This is a genomic window from Streptomyces sp. NPDC107500 (genome assembly GCF_055582785.1).
The window spans coordinates 210,717-230,430 of sequence record NZ_JBVJPF010000006.1; the positions used below are offsets into that span (position 1 = coordinate 210,717).

A 19,714-nucleotide genomic window follows, 5' to 3' on the forward strand; every position below is an offset into this window, starting at 1 on the left:
GTCAGAGTGACCAGGGGGCACAGGGAGGCACCGTGAGCGAGAACCGGCACCCGGGCCGGGAGGGCCGTCCGCCCACCGTGGCGGACGTGCTGGCCCTGCCGGTGCTGGCCGGGGGCGAGCCGCGGGTGGTCACCGGCGCCGACCGCGTGGACCGCCCGGTCCGGTGGGTCCACGTCACCGAGCTGACGGACCCGGCGTCGTTCCTCAAGGGCGGCGAACTGGTCCTCACCACGGGCATGCCCCTGCCCGAGGACCCGGCGGGGGTACGCCGCTACGTCGACGAACTCGCCGACGTCGGTGCCGCCGCCCTGGTCATCGAGCTGGTACGCCGCTACCACCGGCCGCCCGAGGCCCTCGTACAGGCGTGCCGGGCGCGCGGGCTGCCGCTCGTCACGCTCGCGCGGGACGTCAACTTCCTGGAGGTCACGCAGGTCGTCCACGCGCTGATCCTCGGCGGCCAGGCGGGCGCGATGCGCAGGACGCAGCGGGTCCACGAGGCGTTCACCGCGCTCACCCTGCGCGGCGCCGGTCCCGAGGACGTGGTGCGTGCGGCGGCGGAGATGAGCGGACGCACGGTGGTGCTGGAGAACCTGGTCCACCGGGCCCTGGTCTGCGAGCCCTCGGGCAGTACGGCGCAGGCCGCGCTCACCGGATGGGAGCGGCGCTCGCGGACCGCACCGGCGACCGACCGCGCGGGCGTGGCCGGTCCCGAGGGATGGCTCGTGGCCCCGGTGGAGTACCAGGGCGAGGGCTGGGGGCGGGTCGTCATGCTGCCGGGCGGGGGCCGGGCCTTCGGGCCCGAGGACGTCACCGTGCTGGAGCGGACCGCGATGGCCCTCACCATCGCCCGTCTCACCCACTCCACGCCCTGGGAGCGCACCGCCCACCGCACCGCCCTGCGGGACCTGGCCGAGCGGCGCCACCGCTCCCCGGCGGACGCGCGCGCCCGCGTCGCGGCCCTGGGGCTGCCCGCGGCGGACGCCCGCTTCGTCGCCGTACTCGCGGACCTCCCCGGAGAGGCGGAGGCCGCGACGGCCGAGGACCGGCTGTCCGAGGAGCTGAGCACGTCGGGGGCGCGGGCGCTCGTCGGCCTGCTCTCCCCCACCCGCCTGGGCGTCATGCTGGCGCTGCGCCCGTCGCCGCCCTGGCGGGAGGCGGTCGAGCGGCTGAGCCGGGGCGTGCTGGACGCCGCTCCGGACGCGGTCGTGAGCGTCGGCTCCCCCGCCCCGGATCTCGACGGCGTCGCGCGTTCCTTCGGCGAGGCGGCCCGGGTGGCCGAGGCGACCGAGCCGGGCCGGCCCCCGCCGCCGGACCGCTCCTTCCACGAACGGGCGGACATCGGCCTGGGCCGGCTGCTGTTCGCGCTGCGCGACGACACCCGCGTCCAGGACTACGCGGAACGGCAGTTGGGCCGGCTGCTCGAACACGACGCCCGGCACGGCACCGACCTCGTGACGACCCTGCGCGGCTATCTGGACGCCGCGGGCAACAAGACCGTCGCCGCCCGGTCGGCCGGGCTGTCCCGGGAGACCGTCTACCAACGGCTGCGGACGATCGAGCGGTTGCTCGGGCGCGACCTGGAGTCCGGCGAGCAGCGCACCGAACTCCACGTCGCGCTCCAGGCGCTCGACGTGCTGCGGGGCGGCTGACCCGGGTGCCTCAGCCGACCGCCGACGGCTCCTGCCCGAAGACCGCGTGCAGCCGCCGCGTGTGGTCGACCCGCCGTGGCGCACCGGTGACGGTGACCGCCGCCGTCAGGGGCGGCGCGGTGCTGGACGCGGCGAACCGCAGCTCCAGCGCGCCGGGTTCGACGATCCGGTGGCCGTCGCGCCCCGTGAAGGAGGCGAGGTCGGCCGGGACGACGACGCGCACCCTGCGGGCCTCGCCGGGCGCCAGGGGCACCCGGGTGTAGCCGACGAGGCGCTGCACCGGCTGGACGACGGAGGCCACCGGGTCGTGCAGGTAGAGCTGGACGACCTCGGTGCCGTGCCGTTCGCCGGTGTTGCGGACGGTCAGCGCCAGCGAGAACTCGCCGTCGGCGGGCGCCTGTCCCACGTCCACCGCGAGGTCGCTCCAGGCGAACGTGGTGTACGTGAGGCCGTGCCCGAAGCCGAAGGCCGGCGTCGGGTCGATGCTGGACACCTCGCTCGCGTGGGCGAGCCGCGCCCCCAGGTAGGTGGTCGGCTGCGCACCGGCTCCGCGGGGCACGCTGACCGGCAGCCGGCCGGAGGGACCGGTACGCCCGCTGAGCACGCCCGCGAGGGCGGCGGTCCCCTCCTCTCCGGGGAAGAAGGACTGCACGATCGCGGCGGCCTCCGTCACGGCCCGGCCCAGCGCGTAGGGCCGGCCCGCCAGCAGCACCGTGACCACCGGCCTGCCGGTGTCCAGCAGGGCGTCGAGGAGCTGCTGCTGGGCGCCGGGAAGGGCGAGCGACTCGACGTCGCAGCCCTCACCGCTGGTGCCGCGTCCGAAGAGTCCGGCGCGGTCGCCCAGGACGGCGACGACGACGTCCGCCTCCCCGGCCGCGCGGACGGCCTCGGGGATGCCGGAGACGTCGCCGTCGTCGACGCCCGTGCCGTGGGCGAGCGTGAACTCGGTGCCGGGGAACTCCGCGGCCAGGGTGGCGCGCAGGGTGGGCAGGTCGATGCCGACCGGGGTCGCGGGGTGGTGGACGCCGATGTGCTGGGGAAAGGAGTAGCAGCCGAGTACGGCGGTGGGCTCGTCGGCGTTGGGTCCCACCAGGGCGATGCGGCGCGGCCGGTCGAGGGGCAGCGTGCCGTCGTTGCTCAACAGCACGACCGCTTCCTCGGCGACGGTGCGGGCCAGTTCGCGGTTGCCGGGAGCGTCCAGGTCGATCCGGCCGCGCAGGGCCTCCGGGTCGTCCAGGTCCGCGCCGTCCAGTGCGGCGGGCACCGGGTTCCAGTCCGGGTCGAGGAGCCCGAGCAGCGCCTTCTGGGTGAGCACCCGGCGCAGCGCGCGGTCGATCACCTTCTCGGGGACCCGGCCGGCCGCGACCGCCTCCACCAGGGGCGCGCCGAACGTCTTGACAGTGGGCAGCTCGACGTCGACGCCCGCCCGCAGCGCGGCGCCCGCGGCCTCCGCCCAGTCGGCGGCGATGCCGTGCAGGGTCTTGAGGAAGGCGATGCCGAAGTAGTCGGCGACGACGGTGCCGTCGAAGCCCCAGGTGTCGCGCAGCAGTCCGGTGAGCAGGTCCTCGTCGGCTGCCGCGGGGACGCCGTCGGTGTCGGTGTAGGCGTGCATCACGGACCGGGCGCCGCCCTCGCGGACCGCCATCTCGAAGGGCGGCAGCAGGACGTCGGCGCGCTCGCGCGGGCCCATCGGGGAGGGCGCGAGGTTGCGTCCGGCGCGGGAGGCCGAGTAGCCGGCGAAGTGCTTGAGGGTGGCGACGACACCGGCGCCCTCCAGGCCGCGCACGTAGGCGGTGCCGATGGTGCCGACGAGGTACGGGTCCTCGCCGATGGTCTCCTCGACCCGTCCCCAGCGGGCATCGCGCACCACGTCCAGGACGGGTGCGAGGCCCTGGTGGATGCCGACGGACCGCATGTCGCGGCCGATGGCGGACGCCATGCGGTGCACCAGGTCCGGGTCGAAGGTGGCGCCCCAGGACAGGGGGACGGGGTAGGCGGTCGCGCCCCAGGCGGCGAAGCCCGCCAGGCACTCCTCGTGCGCGACGGCGGGGATGCCGAAGCGGTTCGCCGAGGCGATGCGGGCCTGGGTGCGCAGCAGCGAGAGCGCGCCGAGCGCCGGGTCGACGGGGGCGGTGCCGAAGGGCCGGGTCAACTGGCCGAGGCCGGTGGGCAGGAGCGCGTCGAGGTCGACCGCCTCCTCCATGTCGTGCTGATGGGGGGCTACGTCTCCGCCCTCGTCGGACGCGCCGACCCAGACGCCGTAGAGCTGGGCGATCTTCTCCTCGGGGGTCATCGCCTCGATGAGCGCGGACACCCTGGTGGTGACGGAGAGGGCGGGGTCGTTCCAGAGGGGGATTTCGGGGTGGGTCTCAACCGCCACGTTGTGGGTCACTTTCCTCCGACGCCCATCAGGCCCTGGACCAGGGCGCGACGGGCGAACAGGTAGACGAGCAGGACGGGCACCATGGACAGCACGACGGCGCCCAGCAGGCCGGGGATGTCGATGCCGTGTTCGGTCTGGAAGTTGTAGAGGCCCAGGGTGACGACCTTGGTGGCGTCGGACTGGGTCAGGACGAGCGGGAACAGGAAGCCGTTCCACGCCTGGAGGGCGGAGAACACGACGATCGTGGAGAGTCCGCCGCGGGACAGCGGCACCACGAGCTGGAAGAACATGCGCCGCGGGGTGGCGCCGTCCATGGTCATGGCCTCGAACAGCTCCGGGGAGATGTCCCGCATGGCGCCGCTGAGGATCAGCGCCGACATCGGGAGGCAGAACGCGGTCGTGGGCAGGATGACGCCGAGCAGGTTGTCGTACAGCCCGGCCTCGCTGATCAGGTAGAACATCGGCACGATCACCGCCTGGGCGGGGATGGCGAGGCCGAGCAGGAAGAGCCGGAAGACCGCCGAGGTGGCCCGGCCGCGGCTGCGCACGATGGCGTAGGCGAGGGGCGGGACCAGCAGCAGGACGAGGCCGACCACGCAGGCCGTGACGACGAGGGTGTTGAGGAAGTAGCGGCCGAAGCCGGAGTCGAAGGCGCCGGTGTAGTTGTCCAGGGTGAAGCTGTCCGGTATCGACACCGGGCCGTTGTCGGCGTAGTCCTGCCGGGTGCGCAGGGTCGCGGCGATCAGGACGTACAGCGGCAGGCCGACCAGGAGAAGCCAGACGAACGAGCCGGCGCCGGCCAGGTAGTTCGGTCGGCGCCTCATGACACACCCTCCATGGAACTGCGCATCTTGTCGTAGCCGGAGACCCGGACGACGATCAGCGAGACGACCGTGGCCGCGACGACCAGGGCCAGGGCGATCGCGGAGCCGGTGCCGTAGTCGAAGCTCTTGAACGCCTTGTCGTACATGTAGTAGGCGCTGATGGTGGTGTCGGTGCCGGGGCCGCCCTGGGTCAGGATGAGGACCGTCTCGAACGTGGTCAGTCCGCCGACGGTCATCAGGATCATCGAGGTGATCATGGCGGTGCGCAGCTGCGGCAGCGTGATGTGGAAGAACTGCCGGTAGCGGCCCGCCCCGTCGACCTCCGCCGCCTGGTACAGCACCTGCGGCACGGCGCGGGCGGCGCCCTGGTAGATCAGCGTGTGGAACGGGGTGAACTGCCATGTGCTGACGAACGCGAGGACGCCGATGGCGGTGGCCTGTTCGCCGAACAGGTTGCCGTCGCCGAACAGCCAGGTGGCGTCGGCCGGGATGCCGAAGTTCGGGTCGAGCAGCGCCCGCCACAGCACGGACACGGCCGTGGCGGACAGCAGCAGCGGGATGAAGTAGATGACCGACAGGACGGCGCGGTTGCGCTGGTGCCCGGCGGCCCAGACGCCGAGCAAAATGCTCAGCGGGGTCTGGAGGGCCACGCCGAGCGCGGTCAGCAGCAGGGTCAGCCAGACGCTGTCCAGCATGACCGGGTCGTCGGCGAGGCGCGACCAGTTGTCCGTGCCGACGAACTCGGGCGCGCTGATGCCGTCCCAGCTCATGAAGGACAGCACCGCCACCATGATCAGCGGCACGATCGCGAAGAGGGCGAAGAACACTGCGGCGGGCAGCGCCCAGACGAAGCCGGGCCGGGCGCTCGATGTCTGTGTGGTCATGGGCCGTTCGTCAGTCGGTCGGGAGGGCCTGCATGGCCTTGATGAAGCCGTCCGTGTCGAGCTGTCCGTTGAAGAACTGCTGGATGGCCTTGTGCATGTCGGAGCTCGCCTTCTGCGGGTACGCCTGGTCCCAGGAGAGCTGGAACGACGGGGCGTCGGCGACGAGGTCGTACTGGAAGCGCGAGTACTCGGGGGTGCCCGAGCCGTCGATGAACTTGTCGGTGTTGGTCGTGGTCGGCAGGTTGCCGATGTCCAGTTGCGCCTTCACGAACTCGTCGGAGTACATGAGCTTCAGGAACTCGGCGACGGCCTCGGGGTGCTTGGTCTTCTTCATCACCGAGTAGTAGTTGTTGGTGTTGCCCGCGACCGCGGCCGGGTCGCCCTTGCCGCCCTCGACGGTCGGGAAGGCGCTGTATCCGAGGTTCTTGCGGGCGAACTCCTCGTGGTCCGTGAGCTGCTGGGAGTAGTACCAGGAACCCATCAGTTCGAAGCCGGCCTTGCCCGAGGCCACGAGCTGGACCGAGCCGCCGTTGGTGTACTTGACCGAGTCGTAGTTCTTGCCGAAGGCGCCGGTGTCGACCAGCTCCTCGATCATGCCCAGGGCCTTCCTGCTGTCCGCGCTCTCCCAGGCGCTCTTGTCGCCCCCGACGGCCTTCGCGAACAACTCCGGTCCGGCTGTGCGGTCGTAGAGGTACTGGAACCACATCTGGGTCGGCCAGACGTCGCCGCCGCCGAGCGCGATCGGCGTGACCCCCTGGCCCTTGAGCTTCTCGACCGCGTCGAGCAGCTCGTCCCAGGTCTTGGGCGGCGCGACGCCCGCGTCGTCGAGGACCTTCTTGTTGTGGAAGAGCAGGACCGGCTGGGTGCCGCGCATCGGGATGCCGTACGGCTTGCCGTCGACGACGGCGCTGTCGAAGACGGACGGCAGGAACTTCTTCTCGAGGTCCGGGTCCTTCTCGATGAGGCCGTCGAGCGGCAGCAGCAGGTCGGCCTCGACGAACGGCTTGATGCTGCCGCCACCCCAGTTGAAGAACACGTCCGGTGCCTGCGGCGTGCTGATGATCGTCTGGAGCTTCTTCTGGTAGTCGGCACCGGGGATGGTGTCGAGGACGGCCTTGACGTCGGACGTCTTGTTGAAGGTGTCGACGATCCGCTGCTCGACCTTGTTGCTCGCGTCCCCGTAGACCAGAACATGGATCTTGCCGTCGTCGGACGACGCCCCGCCGTTCCCGTCGCCGCAGGCGGACAGGCTCAGCGCCAGGGCGAGCGTCGCGGCGGTGGCGACGAGTCCGGGCAAGCGCGCACGTTTCTTCATCGTCTGCCTTTCGAAAGTTTCGGTGCCGTCACCGAAAGCTCATGGTGTCGGACAGTAAAGTCAGACGGGAATCTTGGTCAATGGCCGTGCAGGCGCGGACTCAATTCGTTATCGATCGCTTCCGACACTTTCGAATGCCGTGCCGGTGCCCGGGCGCGTCGGCCCGCGGCGAGGCCTGGCAGGATGGGCGGATGCGGGAAGGTGACGGCAGGCATCTGCTGGTGGTGGACGACGAACCGGCGATCGTCGACGTGCTCGCGACCTCGCTCCGTTTCCTCGGCTACGACGTGGCCGAGGCGACCAGCGGCCGGGAAGCACTCGCCAAGGTGCGCGAACGCAGGCCCGATCTGGTGCTGCTCGACGTGATGCTGCCGGATTTCGACGGCTTCGAAGTGGTGCGGCGGCTCGCGGCCGACGGCGGCGCGCGGGTACCGGTGGTGTTCCTGACGGCGCGTGAGAGCGGGGAGGACGTCGTCGGCGGCCTCGATCTGGGCGCGGACGACTACATCACCAAGCCGTTCCGGCTCGCGGAGGTCGCCGCCCGGGTGCGCGCGGTGCTGCGCCGCGTCGAGGGGCCGGGCGGCACGACGGAACGCGCCGTGCTGCGGTGCGCGGACCTGGAGCTGGACACGGTGGCCTACGAGGTGCGCCGGGGCGGGCACCTGGTGGAGCTGTCGCCGACCGAGTACCGGCTGCTGCACCACCTGCTCGCCAACGCGGGCCGCGTGCTGACCCACGAGCAACTGATGGACCGCGTATGGGAGTACGGCACCGGGGACACGGCCGTCCTGAAGTCGTACATCTCATACCTGCGCAGGAAGATCGACTCGCGTGGCCTGCCGCTGATCCACACTCGCCGCGGCATCGGCTACGTGCTGCGCGCTCCGGAGGCGTGACCGATGGGGGTGGCGGGGTCCCGGCCACCGCGGTCCCTGCGGGGGAGGCTGCTGCTCGCGGTCCTCGCGCTGACCGCGGTGGTCCTGGCCGCCCTGGACGCGGTCGTGTACGTGTCCCTGCGGGACCATCTCCTCGACCGCACGGACACGTCGTTGCGCGGGGTTCAGGCACAGGTCGTCAAGCAGATACGCAACGGAAGGCCTCCCGCGCAGGGACTCGCGGCGGACGCCCGGATGCTCGGCGTCTCCGAGTACTTCATCGAGATCCGGCGGCCCAACGGCGACGTGGCACCGCTGGCACCGGGTCTGCGCGATCCCGGCGACGCGCCACCGCGGGTGCCGGAGAAGCCGGAAGACGCGGCCGGCACCCCGGTCACGGTGCCCGCCGAGGACGGTGGCGGCCCCGACTACCGGCTGCTGACCCGTTCGCTGCCCGAGCGCCGCGGCACGCTGGTGACCGCCGTTCCGCTGTCCTCCGTCGACGGCACACTGCACCGGCTCCTGCTGGTGGAAGGCGCGGCGACCGCCGGAGCGCTCGTGCTGCTCGCCGTGTCCGGTCTGTGGCTGCTGCGGCGCGGGCTGCGGCCCCTGGAGTCGATGGCGCGGGACGCCGACGCCATCGCGGCCGGAGACGGCGGGCTCCGCGTCGCGCCGGCGGACGAGGACAGCGAGGTGGGCCGGCTCGGCCTCGCGCTCAACACCATGCTGGACGAGCAGGAGGCGACCCAGGGCCGGCTGCGCCAGTTCGTCGCCGACGCCTCGCACGAGCTGCGCACACCGGTGACGGCGATCCTCGGCTACGCGGATCTGCACGCTCAGGGAGCGCTCGGCGATCCCGCCCACCTCGGCCGGGCCATGGACGGCATCACGGACGAGGCGCTGCGGATGCGCCGACTCGTGGACGATCTCCTCCTGCTCGCCCGCCTCGACACGGTACGGGCGCCCGAGCGGCTCCCCGTCGACGTGACGAAGGTGGCGCGGGCGGCGGTCGCCGCGGCCCGGGCGGCGGCTCCCCGGTACCCCGTCGCGCTGGACGCCGAGCGGCCGGCCGTGGTCGAGGGGGACGGGGAGCAACTGCGCCGCGTCGTGGACAACCTGCTCGGCAACGTCCGCGCCCACACGGCCGAGGGGACCGGGGCCCGGGTGACCGTACGGGCGGCGGCGGACGGCTCGACGGAGCTGGCCGTGGTGGACGAGGGTGCGGGTATCCCGGCCGAGTCGCTGCCCAAGGTGTTCGATCGCTTCTACCGTGCCGACCGGGCTCGCGGCGGCCACGGCAGCGGTCTCGGCCTCGCCATCGTGGCGGCGGTCGTGGATGCCCACGGAGGGCGGGTCGACGTCGCGAGCACGGTCGGGAGCGGGACCCGGGTGACCGTGCGCCTGCCCGCCCCCGCGCGGGCGTGAGCGCCCCGGAGGTCGCTACAGGAAGGCCAGCGTCCGGTCGTGTCCGTCCAGGATCCGCCCGGGGTCGGTGTCGAGCACCCGCGCCAGCAGCGTCGCGTACACGTCCCGGAAATCCGTGGTCGTGGCCAGGTCGTCGTCCTCGAGGCTGGTGAGGCTCGGCTGGTCGCCGTAGAAGCCGCCGCGGACCGGTTCGCCGAGGATCAGCACGGGGCCCGAAGTGCCGTGGTCGGTGCCCTGGTTGGCGTTGGCGCGGGCGCGGCGCCCGAACTCCGAGTAGACGGCGACCACCACGTTCTCGCCGCGTACCTGCCGCAAGAAGCCGGTGACGGCGTCGTCCAGTTGGCCGAGCAGCCGCGACTGGGTGTTCTTCTCGGCCGCGTGGGTGTCGAAGCCGCCGAGGCTCACGCTGTACGCCCGGGTCGGCGCGCCCGTGCGGATCGCCTCGGCCACCACCGCCAGCTGGGCCGCGAGTTGGCCCTGTGATCCGGCCGAGCCGCCACCGTCGTCGTCACCGTCCGTGTCGTCGCGCGGCTCGTCGGGGTCCTGCGGAGCACCGGTGTCTTCGTCGCGCGACCGGCCTCCGAACCGGCTCACCACCGTGTTCAGGTCCCCCAGGGAAGCCGCCGCACGGGCCTGCAACGGGTGCACACCTGCCTGAGCCACCGCCAGTTCCTTGCACACCCGCTGCCAGGGCGCGGCGAGCCGGGCACCTCCGAGCTGCACGGCGGCGCCCGCCGTCTTCTCCCCGGCGAGCAGCGGCGGCAGCGTGGCGCCGATCGACACGCCACGCAGCGGGTCGCGGTCCTCGGCCGTGTCCAGCCAGCGGCCGAGCCAGCCGGTGGGCAGCGGGCCGGAGGGCGAGGCGGTCTGCCAGATCGACATCGAGCGGAAGTGGCTGTGGTCCGGGCGGGGGTACGACACGCCCCGGACGACGGCCAGCTGCTCGTCGTCCCACAGCCCCTTGAGGCCCTTCATGCCGGGGTTCAGCCCCAACTCCTCCCCGAGCGGCAGCACTTCGTCCTCACCGTAGGCGAGGTCGGGACGCAGGTCGTGGTACGCCCGGTCCCAGGCCGGGACGACGGTGTTCAGGCCGTCGTTGCCGCCGTACAGGGTCACGAGCACGAGGACCTTGGCATCGGCGGCCCGGGGTTCGGCAGCGCCGGAGGCCAGCAATTGGTCGACGGTGTACGCCGTGGCGCCCGCCGCCAGTGCGGCTCCCGCGGTCACGCCGCTCGTGGTCAGGAACTTGCGTCGGGTCCAGGTGTCCACCGGGTACTCCTTCACGGCGTGGGGATCGGTGCGTCGGATCGAGAGCGGGAGTCACGGGTGCAGGAGGTACTCGGGCGCGGTCAGGGCGATCGCCGCGGCGCGGTCCGGCTCGCCCGCCGCACCGGCGAGAACGGCGGCGGTCCGTTCGCTCCAACGGCGCACGCCGAGCAGCCGGGCCAGTACCTCGGGGCGCTCCTTCGCAGGCGCTGTCTCCACCGCGCTCAGGTCCCCCTGGTGTACGGCCTGCTGTGCGAAGCCGATGCGCACGCGGGCCGCCGCCGTGGTGAGCCATGCGGTGCCGTGCGGCCAACCACCCACGCTGGGCGGCGCGAAGGGCACCTGACCGAGACCGCTCAGCGTCCGCAGGAGTTGTCCGCGGGCCTTCCGCTCCAGGCGGGCCGGCCGGACGCCGAGCGCGCGCAGCGTGCCCACGACGTACTCCACGGGTTGCCTGACGACGACGTTCGCGGAATCGGCGAACGCCGGGTCCTCGCAGATCGCCCGCACCATGGCGGTGAGGTCACCCGCGGCGGCGATCCGGTCGAGACTGCCGTCCGAGGGGCCGCTGTCGGCCGAGACCAGTCGCGCCCACAGCCGGGAGGCCACGTGGCGCGGGCATTCGGGCTGGGCAACGAGATGGTCCACCAGCGCCGTCGCGGTGAAGTCGGTCCGCCTGCCGAGCACGGTCTGTGCGCCGTCGGCGTGCCGCTGGGGACGGAAGCGCGCGCTCCAGTCGCCGTCCCCGCGGCGGTCCACGCTCCAGCCGGTGAGCGCGGCCGCGGCCTGCCGCACGTCCTCCTCCTCGTAGTGGCCCACACCGAGTACGAAGAGTTCCATCAGCTCGCGGGCGAGGTTCTCGTTGGGTGCTTCGGCGGTGTTGCCCGAGGCGTCGAGCCACAGCATCAGGGCCGGGTCCTGGACCATGGCCCGCGCCATCGTCCGGAACTCTCCCGCCCCGAGCCTGCGCAGCGTCTGGTTCTGCGCGAGCATCGCCCTGCCGGACTTGACCTTCTGGATCGACGTCGCCCAGTGGTCGTGCCACAGCAGGGTCCGCTTCTCGATCCACGGCCGCTCGGTGGCGGTCATCCGGTCGAGCCACCAGATCGTCAGCTCCTCGCGCTGCTCGCGGACGGCACGCCGATAGGCCTGCCGCGTGCCGTCGGCAGTGTTGTCGTCGGCCTTGCCGCGGTCGGGCAGCGGGCCGAGATCGGGCGGTGACGGGGCATCGGGGTCGTCGGCGGGGGCGAGGACCCGCTCCAGTGCCTGATCCCACCCTTCTCCGGCGCCGCCTTGCCCCAGCGCGTCCTCCCCGGCACCCCCGAAGCCGGTGCGCTGAAGCAAGCGGAGTACCCGAGCCTGCTCGTCCAGTTTCGCCATGGCCCCCACGGTGCCCGCGAGCCGTCACCATCACGTGCGATGCGCGTGGGAAATCGGTGGGAGTCCGTAGCCATGTGCCTTCGGCACAGCAAGCGAGCGCTCCGTGTGTGGTCCGAACCGGTCGTCGCGTCGAAGGGACGGTCCTACTGTCCAGCCAACCGGTGAGATCCACGTCACAATTCCCCAGGTCTGTAGGAGTGTTGCGATGTCCCACACCCATCCGTATCCGTCAGCCGTGCCGCCGGCGGCCGGAGGCGGCGTCCGCGCCTGGGCGGCCCTGCTGACCGTGCTGATCGCCGCGGCGGCGTTCCTGTCCGTGCCCGCGGGAACCGCCCGCGCGGCCGGTCTCCAGGAGGTGACCGGGTTCGGTTCCAACCCCGGCAACCTTCAGATGTTCCGGTACGTCCCGGACGGCCTGCCGGCCGGACGTCCACTCGTCGTCGCGATGCACGGATGCACACAGAACGCGGCCGCCTACGACGACGAGACGGGCTGGACGGAGATGGCCGACCGTCTTCGGTTCGCGCTGCTGCTCCCCCAGCAGCGCAGCTCGAACAACGCCAACTCGTGCTTCAACTGGTTCGAGAACGGCGACACGTCGCGCGGCTCCGGCGAGGCTCTCTCCATCGTCCAGATGATGGACCGGATGCGCGCCGACACCGCGGTGGCGGCAGACCGTTCGTTCGTCACCGGGCTGTCGGCCGGCGGGGCCATGACGTCCGCGATGATGGCCGCGTACCCCGACCGGTTCGACGGCGGCGCGGTCGTCGCCGGGATCCCGTCGCGGTGCGCCACGAGCCTGACCCAGGCCTTCGGCTGCATGAGCCCCGGCTCGGACCGGACGCCCGCGCAGTGGGGCGCTCTGGTGCGCGGCGCCTCGTCCCACGGCGGCCCGTGGCCGACCCTGTCCGTCTGGCACGGCACCACCGACACCACGGTGGCACCCGCGAACCGGCGCGAACTCGTCGAGCAGTGGACCGACGTCCACGGCGCCGACACCACCCCGGAGATCTCGGACACCGTCGGCGGCTACCCGCACCTGGTCTACGAGGACGCCGCGGGCCGCCCGGTCGTCGAGTCGTTCGAGATCACCGGCATGGGCCACGGCCAGCCCGTCGACCCGGGCAGCGGAAGCGGCCAGTGCGGACGGGCCGCCGCCTACGTCCTCGACGTGAACATCTGCGCCGCGCACCACATCACGCGGTTCTGGGGTCTGGACGCGGGAACCGATCCCGGCCCGGACCCCGGTACGCGGACGGTGACCCTGGCGAACGACGACAGCCGCGACGGTTACGTCAAGGCGGGCGCCGACGGAGCCGGTCCGGCGGTCGGCACGCTGGAGTCCCTCTACGGGCTGGGCGTGGGCCGGGGCGCGGACGGCAAGCACAACCGGGCGGTGCTCTCCTTCGACACCTCCTCACTCCCCGACGACGCGGTCGTCGACCGTGCCAGGCTGTCCGTCACACACGCGAGCGGCAGCGGCGATCCATGGGGGAACCCCGCCGCCAACTCCCTGGCGGTGGACGCGCAGACCGGCTGCCTCGGCGGGTGCGCGATCGAGCCCGCGGACTGGTCCGCGCCCCCGACCGCGACCGGGGTCGCCACCGTCCCCCGGTTCACCTCGGGCACCGCGTCCTCCACGGAGTTCTCCGGCCCCGGCCTGAGAGCCCTCGACCCGACCGGGACCACCCAGCTGAGGCTCCGGTTCGCGCAGTCCCCCGGCTCCACCGGGTACGTCTTCGTCGCGCCCGGTTCCGCGGCGCGGCTCACCGTCACCTTCCACTGACTAACCCATCAATCAGAACCTCAACCAGCATGTCAGGACGTTGATAGTCGATTCCGTTGTTGAGTTTTCCGCAACACGCCCCTAAGGTCGTGGCCCGTGGAGACCGACGACGTCATCGAAGGCGCGCCTGCCGCCGACACCGCCGCCCGCGTCCGCGAGGTCATCGCGGACGCGGGCGTCAGCCAGCGCGAGTTCGCGCGCCGTGTCGTCATGGATCCGTCCAAGCTCTCGCGTTCGCTGAGCGGCACCCGCCGCTTCACGGCCGCGGAGCTGGCACGGATCGCCGACGAGGGCCGGGTCGACGCGGGCTGGCTGCTCGGCACCCGGCCCCCCGCGAAGGAGACCGCGCCGGCCGCCGACATCCAGGGCGGGCGGCCACTGCAGATCGTCCGCGAGACGGTCCGGCTGATCGCCGAGCACGGATTCCACGCGGTGCGGGTCGCGGACATCGCCCGCGCCTGCGCCACCAGCAGCGCCGCGATCCACTACCACTTCCCGGGCCGCGCCGAACTCCTCGAAGCGGCCGTGCGCTGGTGCATGGACGAGGACACCGCGCGCCGTGCCGCCCGTCTCGCCGAGGCGGACGACGCGGCGGCGGAGCTGCGCCAGCTCATCGCGCTGCAGACGCCGCGCACCGCGCAGCAGCGCCGCCAGTGGGCGGTCTGGCTCGACCTGTGGGCCGAGGCCGCGCGCTCCACGGGAGTGGGCCGACTGCACTCCGAGTACTACCGGCAGTGGCGGGAGACCGTCGCCGACGTCGTACGCCGAGGTGTCGGACAGGGCGTGTTCCGCGCCGACGTCGATCCGCGGGCCGCGGCACTGACGCTGACCGCGCTGATCGACGGCCTGGCGACCCACGTCCTCTCGGTGAGCGGCCCCTCGTCCGACAGCGCCGCCGACGCGATGCACGCGGCACTGACCACACACGTCACGCACACGATCCTGGCCGAGTAGCTCCAGCAGCCACAAAGCCAGTACTTCGGGAGGCCCTCGCATGCCCATGACCGAGAACGTCATCATCACCTGCGCGCTCACCGGCGCCGGCGACACCGTCCGCAAGAGCCCCCACGTCCCCGTCACCCCGGAGCAGATAGCCAGGAACGCCGTGGAGGCGGCCGCCGCCGGAGCGGCCGTCGTCCACATCCACGTACGCGACCCGGAGACCGGCGCTCCGTCCCGCGACCCGAAGCTGTACCGGGAGGTCGTCGAACGCGTCAAGGAGACCGGCACCGACGTCGTCATCAACCTCACCGCCGGCATGGGCGGCGACCTGGTCATCGACCCGGACGACCCGCTCACCCACCTCCCCGGCACCGACCTCGTCAGCGGTCTGGAGCGCCTCCCGCACGTCGAGGACCTGCTTCCCGACATCTGCACCCTGGACTGCGGCTCGCTCAACTTCGGCGACGGCTCGAACCTCTACGTCTCGACGCCCGACATGCTGCGTGCGGGCGCGCGGCGCATCCAGGAGCTGGGCGTGCGGCCCGAACTGGAGATCTTCGACACCGGACAGCTCTGGTTCGCCAAGCAGTTGCTCGCGGAGGGGCTGCTCGACGACCCGACCGTGTTCCAGCTGTGCATGGGCATCCCGTGGGGCGCCCCCGCAGACCCAGGAGTGCTCCAGTCGATGGTCAACATGCTGCCGGACGGCGCGCGATGGGCGAGCTTCGCGCTCGGCCGGATGCAGATGCCGTGGGTCGCGCAGTCCATCCTGCTCGGCGGCCACGTCCGCGTGGGCCTGGAGGACAACCTGTACCTCGGCAAGGGCAACAAGGCGACCAACGCCCAGCTCGTCGAGCGCGCCGTGACCATCACCGAGTCGATCGGCGCGCGCGTCGCGACACCGGACGAGGCCCGCGCCACTCTCGGCCTCAAGCCGCGCAAGTAGCCCGCCGCCACGACGGAGGATCTCTCTCATGACCTCATCACCGCAGTTCACCTCGCCGGAGCACGTCCGCCGGGTCGCCTGCGTCGGCGCCGGAGTCATCGGCGGCGGCTGGGTCGCCCACTTCCTGGCCCGCGGCTACGACGTGACCGCCTGGGACCCGGCGCCCGACGCCGGACGGAGGCTGCGCCGCCTGGTCGACGCGGCATGGCCGACGCTCACCTCGCTCGGCCTCGCCGAGGGCGCGTCGACCGACCGCCTCACCGTGACCGACACCCTCGAACAGGCCGTTGCCGAGGCCGAGTTCGTCCAGGAGAGCGCGCCCGAGAAGCTCGACCTCAAGCGCGATCTGCTGGCCCGCCTGGACGCGGCGACACCGCCCGGCGTCGTCATCGCCTCCTCCACCTCCGGCTATCCGATGACCGACATGCAGACCACGGCCGCGGACCCGTCGCGCCTGGTCGTCGGGCACCCCTTCAACCCGCCCTATCTCATCCCGCTGGTCGAGGTCGTCGGCGGCGAGCGCACCGACGCGGCGGCCGTCGCCTGGGCCTCCCGCTTCTACGAGGTCGCGGGGAAGTCCGTCGTCACGATGGACAACGAGATACCGGGCTTCATAGCGAACCGCCTCCAGGAGGCCCTGTGGCGCGAGGCGCTGCACATGGTCGCGAACGGCGAGGCGACGGTCCGGGACATCGATCTGTCGATCACCGAGGGCCCCGGGCTGCGCTGGGCGGTGATGGGACCGATGCTGACGTTCGCGCTCGCGGGCGGCGAGGGCGGCATGGCGCACATGCTGGACCACTTCGGCCCGTCCCTGAAGTCGCCGTGGACGCGCCTCGAAGCGCCCGAGCTGGACAGGGAGTTGTACGACGCCGTGGTGGCGGGCTGCGACGAGGCGGCGGACGGCCGCTCCATCGCGGACCTGGTGGTCGAACGCGACCGGGGTGTCGTCGAAGTGCTGCGCGCCACCGGCCGCCTGGACCGCGAGGAGAACCCCCGATGACGAAGCTCCCGTTGTTCCACAGCACGGTCCGCCCGGAGTGGGTCGACTACAACGGCCACATGAGCGAGGCGTTCTACGTCCTCGTCTTCGGGCACGCCACGGACGCGCTGATGATCGAGACGGGGCTGGACTCCGGCTACCGCGAGTCCACCGGCTGCTCCCTCTACACGGTCGAGTCCCACGTCCGCTATCTCCAGGAAGTGCCCGAGGCAACCCACCTGGCCGTCCGCACCCGGGTGCTGGGAGCGGCGGAACGCAAGGCGCGCTTCGTGCACGAGATGCACGTGGTCCCCGAACCGGGGTCGGAGCCGCTGCCCGACGCGGCCCCGGTGGCGACGACCGAACTGCTCGCGGTCCACGTCGACCAGCGGGCCGGCCGGGCCGCCGAGTTCCCGGACGCGGTCCGGCACCGCTTCTCGGAGCTGACCGAACCGGCTCCCTCCTGGGCGGGCCGCTCGATCCGCGCCGTGACCTGACCGTGCGGCCAGGCCCGCGCCGCCGCACGACGGCCGGTCAGCGTCTGCGGCCCGCGCGCAGTTCCAGATACTCGGCTTCGAAGCGCGCCCGGAAGCCGCGGTCGTGCGAGACCGCGACCACAGCCCCCGGGTACGCGGCGAGCGCCGCTTGCAGGTCCTCGGCCAGGTCGAGTGCGATGTGGTTGGTCGGCTCGTCGAGTACGAGAAGGTCCGCGGGCCGGGTCACCAGGGCCGCGACCTGCAGGCGCCGCTGCTGCCCCACCGACAGGGCGGCGACCGGCACGAGCAGGTCCTGTTCGCGGAACAGCCCCAGGGACAGCAGCTGTTCGGCGTACTCCTCCGGCGGTCCGGGCCGCCCGGCGGCGAACGCGGCGAGCAGCGGCAGCCGCGTGGCCCGCGCGGGCAGTTCCTGGGCGAGGTAGCCGATGCGGGCGGGCCGGCGCGCCGTACCGGCGTCCTGCCGCAGGTCGCCCGCCAGGACGCGGAGCAGCGTCGTCTTGCCCGCGCCGTTCTCGCCCGTGACCAGGAGGCGTCCTCCGGGCTCGATCGTCAGGAGGCCGTCCAGGCGCAGCCGTTCCCCGACCCGTACGTTGTCGAGTTCGGCGAGGGGGCCCTGGACCGTGCCGCCGGGCGCCGAGGGCAGCGCCGTCGTGAAGCGGAGCGGTACGGGCGGCTTCGCCACCGGGTTGCGCCGCAGCCGGTCCAGGCGCTCCCGCACCGAGCGCACCTGGCCGCCGAGTTTCGCCTCGCTGGAGCGGCGGTGCTTGCCGAAGCCCTGCTTCGGGTCGCGGCCGGTGACGGCCAGCCGCCTGCCCGCGGCCTCCAGCAACTCCTGCGCGTGCGCGACCTCCTCGGCCCAGTCCGCGTACCGCTGCTCCGCTCCCCGCCGGGCGGCGGACTTCGCGGCTCGGTACCCGTCCCAGCCGTCACCGTACCGGTGCACGGTGCGCTCGTCCCGGTCGACCTCGAGGATCGTGGTGGCGATGCGCTCCAGGAAGCCGCGGTCGTGGGTGACGGCGACGACGGTGCCGCGGTGTGCGCGCAGGTGTTCCTCCAGCCAGCGCACTGCCGTCGCGTCGAGGTGGTTCGTCGGTTCGTCCAGGAGCAGCAGTTCGGGAGCGGCGGCCAGGACGCAGGCGAGGGCCAGGCGCGACTGCTCGCCGCCGGACAGTGAGCCGAGCGGGCGCTCCCGGGTGATTTCCGCCAGCCCGAGCCCGTGCATGGCGACGTCCACACGGGCGTCCGCCTCGTATCCGCCGCGTTCCTCGTAAGCGGTCAGCAGCTCGCCGTATGCGGCCAGCTGCTCGTCCGTCGCGTCGGCGAGGGACTCCTCCGCGGTACGGAGCCTTCGCTCCATGTCGCGCAGTTCGGTCAGAGCGAGGTCGACGGCGTCCTGCACGGTGCGGTCGGCGTCGAGGTCGAGGGTCTGGGCGAGATGGCCCGTCCCGCCGGGGAAACGGACGGTGACCTCCCCCGCGTCCGGCGTCTCGGCCGTGGCGAGCAGGCGGAGCAGGGTGGACTTGCCGGAGCCGTTCTCGCCGACGACGGCGGCCTTCTCGCCCGGCCGGACGGTGAAGGAGACCTGGTCGAGGACGGTCCGGGTGCCGTAGGACTTGGTGACGGACTTGACGGACAGTTGCGCCACGGCGGGGGCGGTGGTCGGCAGCACGGTAGGAGCGCGGTCGCGCATGGGTCTTTCCCTGATGGTTCGAGGGGTCTACGGGCAGCAGAAACGGCGGCAGGGGCCGTGCCCGGACTCAGACGAAGAAGAGGAAAGCCATGCCCCCACTGTACGAGACGGGGCGTCTCGCCGCAACGGGCGGGTGCGCGTCGGGGGTGGCGTCGGTCAGTAGATGCTCAGTCCGTACACCGACAGCCACTCGACCACCGGCTGGTAGTAGGTGACGCCTCCCGAGCTGCAGTTGCCGCTGCTGCCGACGATGATGCCCAGCGCGGTGGTGCCGGAGAAGGCCGGGCCGCCCACGTCTCCGGGTTCGGAGCAGACGTTGGACCGGAAGAGACCGCTCACGCTCCCCCCGCCGTAATTGACCGTGACGTTGACCGCCTGGACGACCCCGCAACGGTGTCCCGTGGTGCGTCCGACATGGCAGACCGACTGGCCGACGACGGGGTGGGCCGCGGCGGTGATGTCGCGGGTCCCGGCCCCGGCGCCCAGGGAGACCTCGCCCGGACGGGCGACCGTCGTGCCGGTGTACCGGACGGTCGCGTAGTCGTTGCCGGGAAAGCTGACCCCCGCGGTGACCCCGACGGGGACGGTGAGGGCGGCGTCGGCGTACCAGGAGGTGCCTGCCGTCTGCGCACACCGGCCCGACAACAGCGCGTACTCGGCGGATCCGGAACGGGCGTTGAACCCGACGGTGCAGCGGGCGCCCGCACTGTAGAGGACGTCGCCGCCGCGCACCGCGATGGCGGCCGGCCTCTCCCGCGGCGCGGCGTCCGCGACCGGTCCGAGGACGGCGGTCCAGCCGAGCAGCAGGGCCAGGAGAACGGCGGGGGTGACGGCGACGTGCGAGGGGCGGTCGGAACGCGTGCGAGCCAC

The 19,714-nt window shown here is 72.5% G+C and carries 16 protein-coding genes; 8 read left to right on the forward strand and 8 right to left on the reverse strand.

What is annotated here, in order from left to right; all coding sequences use genetic code 11:
• The first annotated feature begins 32 nt into the window (after positions 1-32).
• The gene (locus tag ACZ67M_RS24515; protein ID WP_469852739.1) at positions 33-1,649 is read left to right on the forward strand and encodes a PucR family transcriptional regulator; all 1,617 of its coding nucleotides are present in this window, start codon (positions 33-35) and stop codon (positions 1,647-1,649) included.
• Positions 1,650-1,659: 10 nt separating this feature from the next.
• Here ACZ67M_RS24515 and ACZ67M_RS24520 read toward each other — a convergent pair whose 3' ends face one another.
• Genes ACZ67M_RS24520 through ACZ67M_RS24535 form a run of 4 tightly spaced genes read right to left on the reverse strand, consistent with a single transcriptional unit; the run spans position 1,660 to position 7,055 of the window.
• Positions 1,660-4,041 carry a beta-xylosidase/alpha-l-arabinosidase gene (locus ACZ67M_RS24520; protein WP_469852741.1) on the reverse strand — a complete coding sequence of 794 codons (2,382 nt, stop codon included), beginning with the start codon at positions 4,039-4,041 and terminating at the stop codon, positions 1,660-1,662.
• The gene (locus tag ACZ67M_RS24525) at positions 4,038-4,856 is read right to left on the reverse strand and encodes a carbohydrate ABC transporter permease (protein ID WP_361356111.1); all 819 of its coding nucleotides are present in this window, start codon (positions 4,854-4,856) and stop codon (positions 4,038-4,040) included. Before ACZ67M_RS24525 ends, ACZ67M_RS24520 begins: the two co-directional genes overlap by 4 nt.
• A complete protein-coding gene (locus ACZ67M_RS24530) occupies positions 4,853-5,740 on the reverse strand; it encodes a carbohydrate ABC transporter permease (protein ID WP_361356109.1) in 888 nt (295 codons plus the stop codon). Before ACZ67M_RS24530 ends, ACZ67M_RS24525 begins: the two co-directional genes overlap by 4 nt.
• Before the next feature lie 10 nt (positions 5,741-5,750).
• Entirely contained in the window at positions 5,751-7,055 is a 1,305-nt protein-coding gene (locus ACZ67M_RS24535) for an ABC transporter substrate-binding protein (RefSeq protein ID WP_469852744.1), read from the reverse strand.
• A gap of 191 nt (positions 7,056-7,246) precedes the next feature.
• On the opposite strand from ACZ67M_RS24535, the gene ACZ67M_RS24540 reads away from it, so the two are divergent.
• Positions 7,247-7,951: a response regulator transcription factor gene (locus tag ACZ67M_RS24540; protein WP_469852745.1), complete on the forward strand. Its 705-nt coding sequence runs from the start codon at positions 7,247-7,249 to the stop codon at positions 7,949-7,951.
• A gap of 3 nt (positions 7,952-7,954) precedes the next feature.
• Positions 7,955-9,355: a sensor histidine kinase gene (locus ACZ67M_RS24545; protein ID WP_469852747.1), complete on the forward strand. Its 1,401-nt coding sequence runs from the start codon at positions 7,955-7,957 to the stop codon at positions 9,353-9,355.
• Positions 9,356-9,370: 15 nt separating this feature from the next.
• Here ACZ67M_RS24545 and ACZ67M_RS24550 read toward each other — a convergent pair whose 3' ends face one another.
• Positions 9,371-10,624: a DUF1501 domain-containing protein gene (locus ACZ67M_RS24550; RefSeq protein ID WP_469852749.1), complete on the reverse strand. Its 1,254-nt coding sequence runs from the start codon at positions 10,622-10,624 to the stop codon at positions 9,371-9,373.
• Positions 10,625-10,675: 51 nt separating this feature from the next.
• A complete protein-coding gene (locus ACZ67M_RS24555) occupies positions 10,676-12,001 on the reverse strand; it encodes a DUF1800 domain-containing protein (protein WP_469852751.1) in 1,326 nt (441 codons plus the stop codon).
• Positions 12,002-12,206: 205 nt separating this feature from the next.
• On the opposite strand from ACZ67M_RS24555, the gene ACZ67M_RS24560 reads away from it, so the two are divergent.
• The 5 genes from ACZ67M_RS24560 (at position 12,207) to ACZ67M_RS24580 (ending at position 17,154) form a co-directional block, all read left to right on the forward strand.
• The gene (locus ACZ67M_RS24560; RefSeq protein WP_469852753.1) at positions 12,207-13,787 is read left to right on the forward strand and encodes an extracellular catalytic domain type 1 short-chain-length polyhydroxyalkanoate depolymerase; all 1,581 of its coding nucleotides are present in this window, start codon (positions 12,207-12,209) and stop codon (positions 13,785-13,787) included.
• 96 nt (positions 13,788-13,883) lie between these two features.
• Entirely contained in the window at positions 13,884-14,741 is an 858-nt protein-coding gene (locus tag ACZ67M_RS24565; protein WP_392103038.1) for a TetR/AcrR family transcriptional regulator, read from the forward strand.
• A gap of 40 nt (positions 14,742-14,781) precedes the next feature.
• A complete protein-coding gene (locus ACZ67M_RS24570; RefSeq protein WP_392237763.1) occupies positions 14,782-15,675 on the forward strand; it encodes a beta-keto acid cleavage family enzyme in 894 nt (297 codons plus the stop codon).
• 28 nt (positions 15,676-15,703) lie between these two features.
• Positions 15,704-16,678 (forward strand): 3-hydroxyacyl-CoA dehydrogenase NAD-binding domain-containing protein, encoded by a 975-nt coding sequence (locus ACZ67M_RS24575; RefSeq protein WP_469852755.1) that lies wholly within the window; start codon positions 15,704-15,706, stop codon positions 16,676-16,678.
• Positions 16,675-17,154: a thioesterase family protein gene (locus tag ACZ67M_RS24580; RefSeq protein ID WP_392237767.1), complete on the forward strand. Its 480-nt coding sequence runs from the start codon at positions 16,675-16,677 to the stop codon at positions 17,152-17,154. The genes ACZ67M_RS24575 and ACZ67M_RS24580 overlap by 4 nt, the downstream gene beginning before the upstream one ends.
• Positions 17,155-17,191: 37 nt before the next feature.
• Here the strand turns inward: ACZ67M_RS24580 and abc-f are convergent, their stop codons facing one another.
• On the reverse strand, positions 17,192-18,844 hold the full coding sequence (abc-f, locus tag ACZ67M_RS24585) for a ribosomal protection-like ABC-F family protein (protein ID WP_469852757.1): 1,653 nt from the start codon (positions 18,842-18,844) through the stop codon (positions 17,192-17,194).
• A 156-nt stretch (positions 18,845-19,000) separates the two neighbouring features.
• Positions 19,001-19,714, reverse strand: a complete 714-nt coding sequence (locus ACZ67M_RS24590; RefSeq protein ID WP_469852759.1) for a S1 family peptidase — start codon at positions 19,712-19,714, stop codon at positions 19,001-19,003.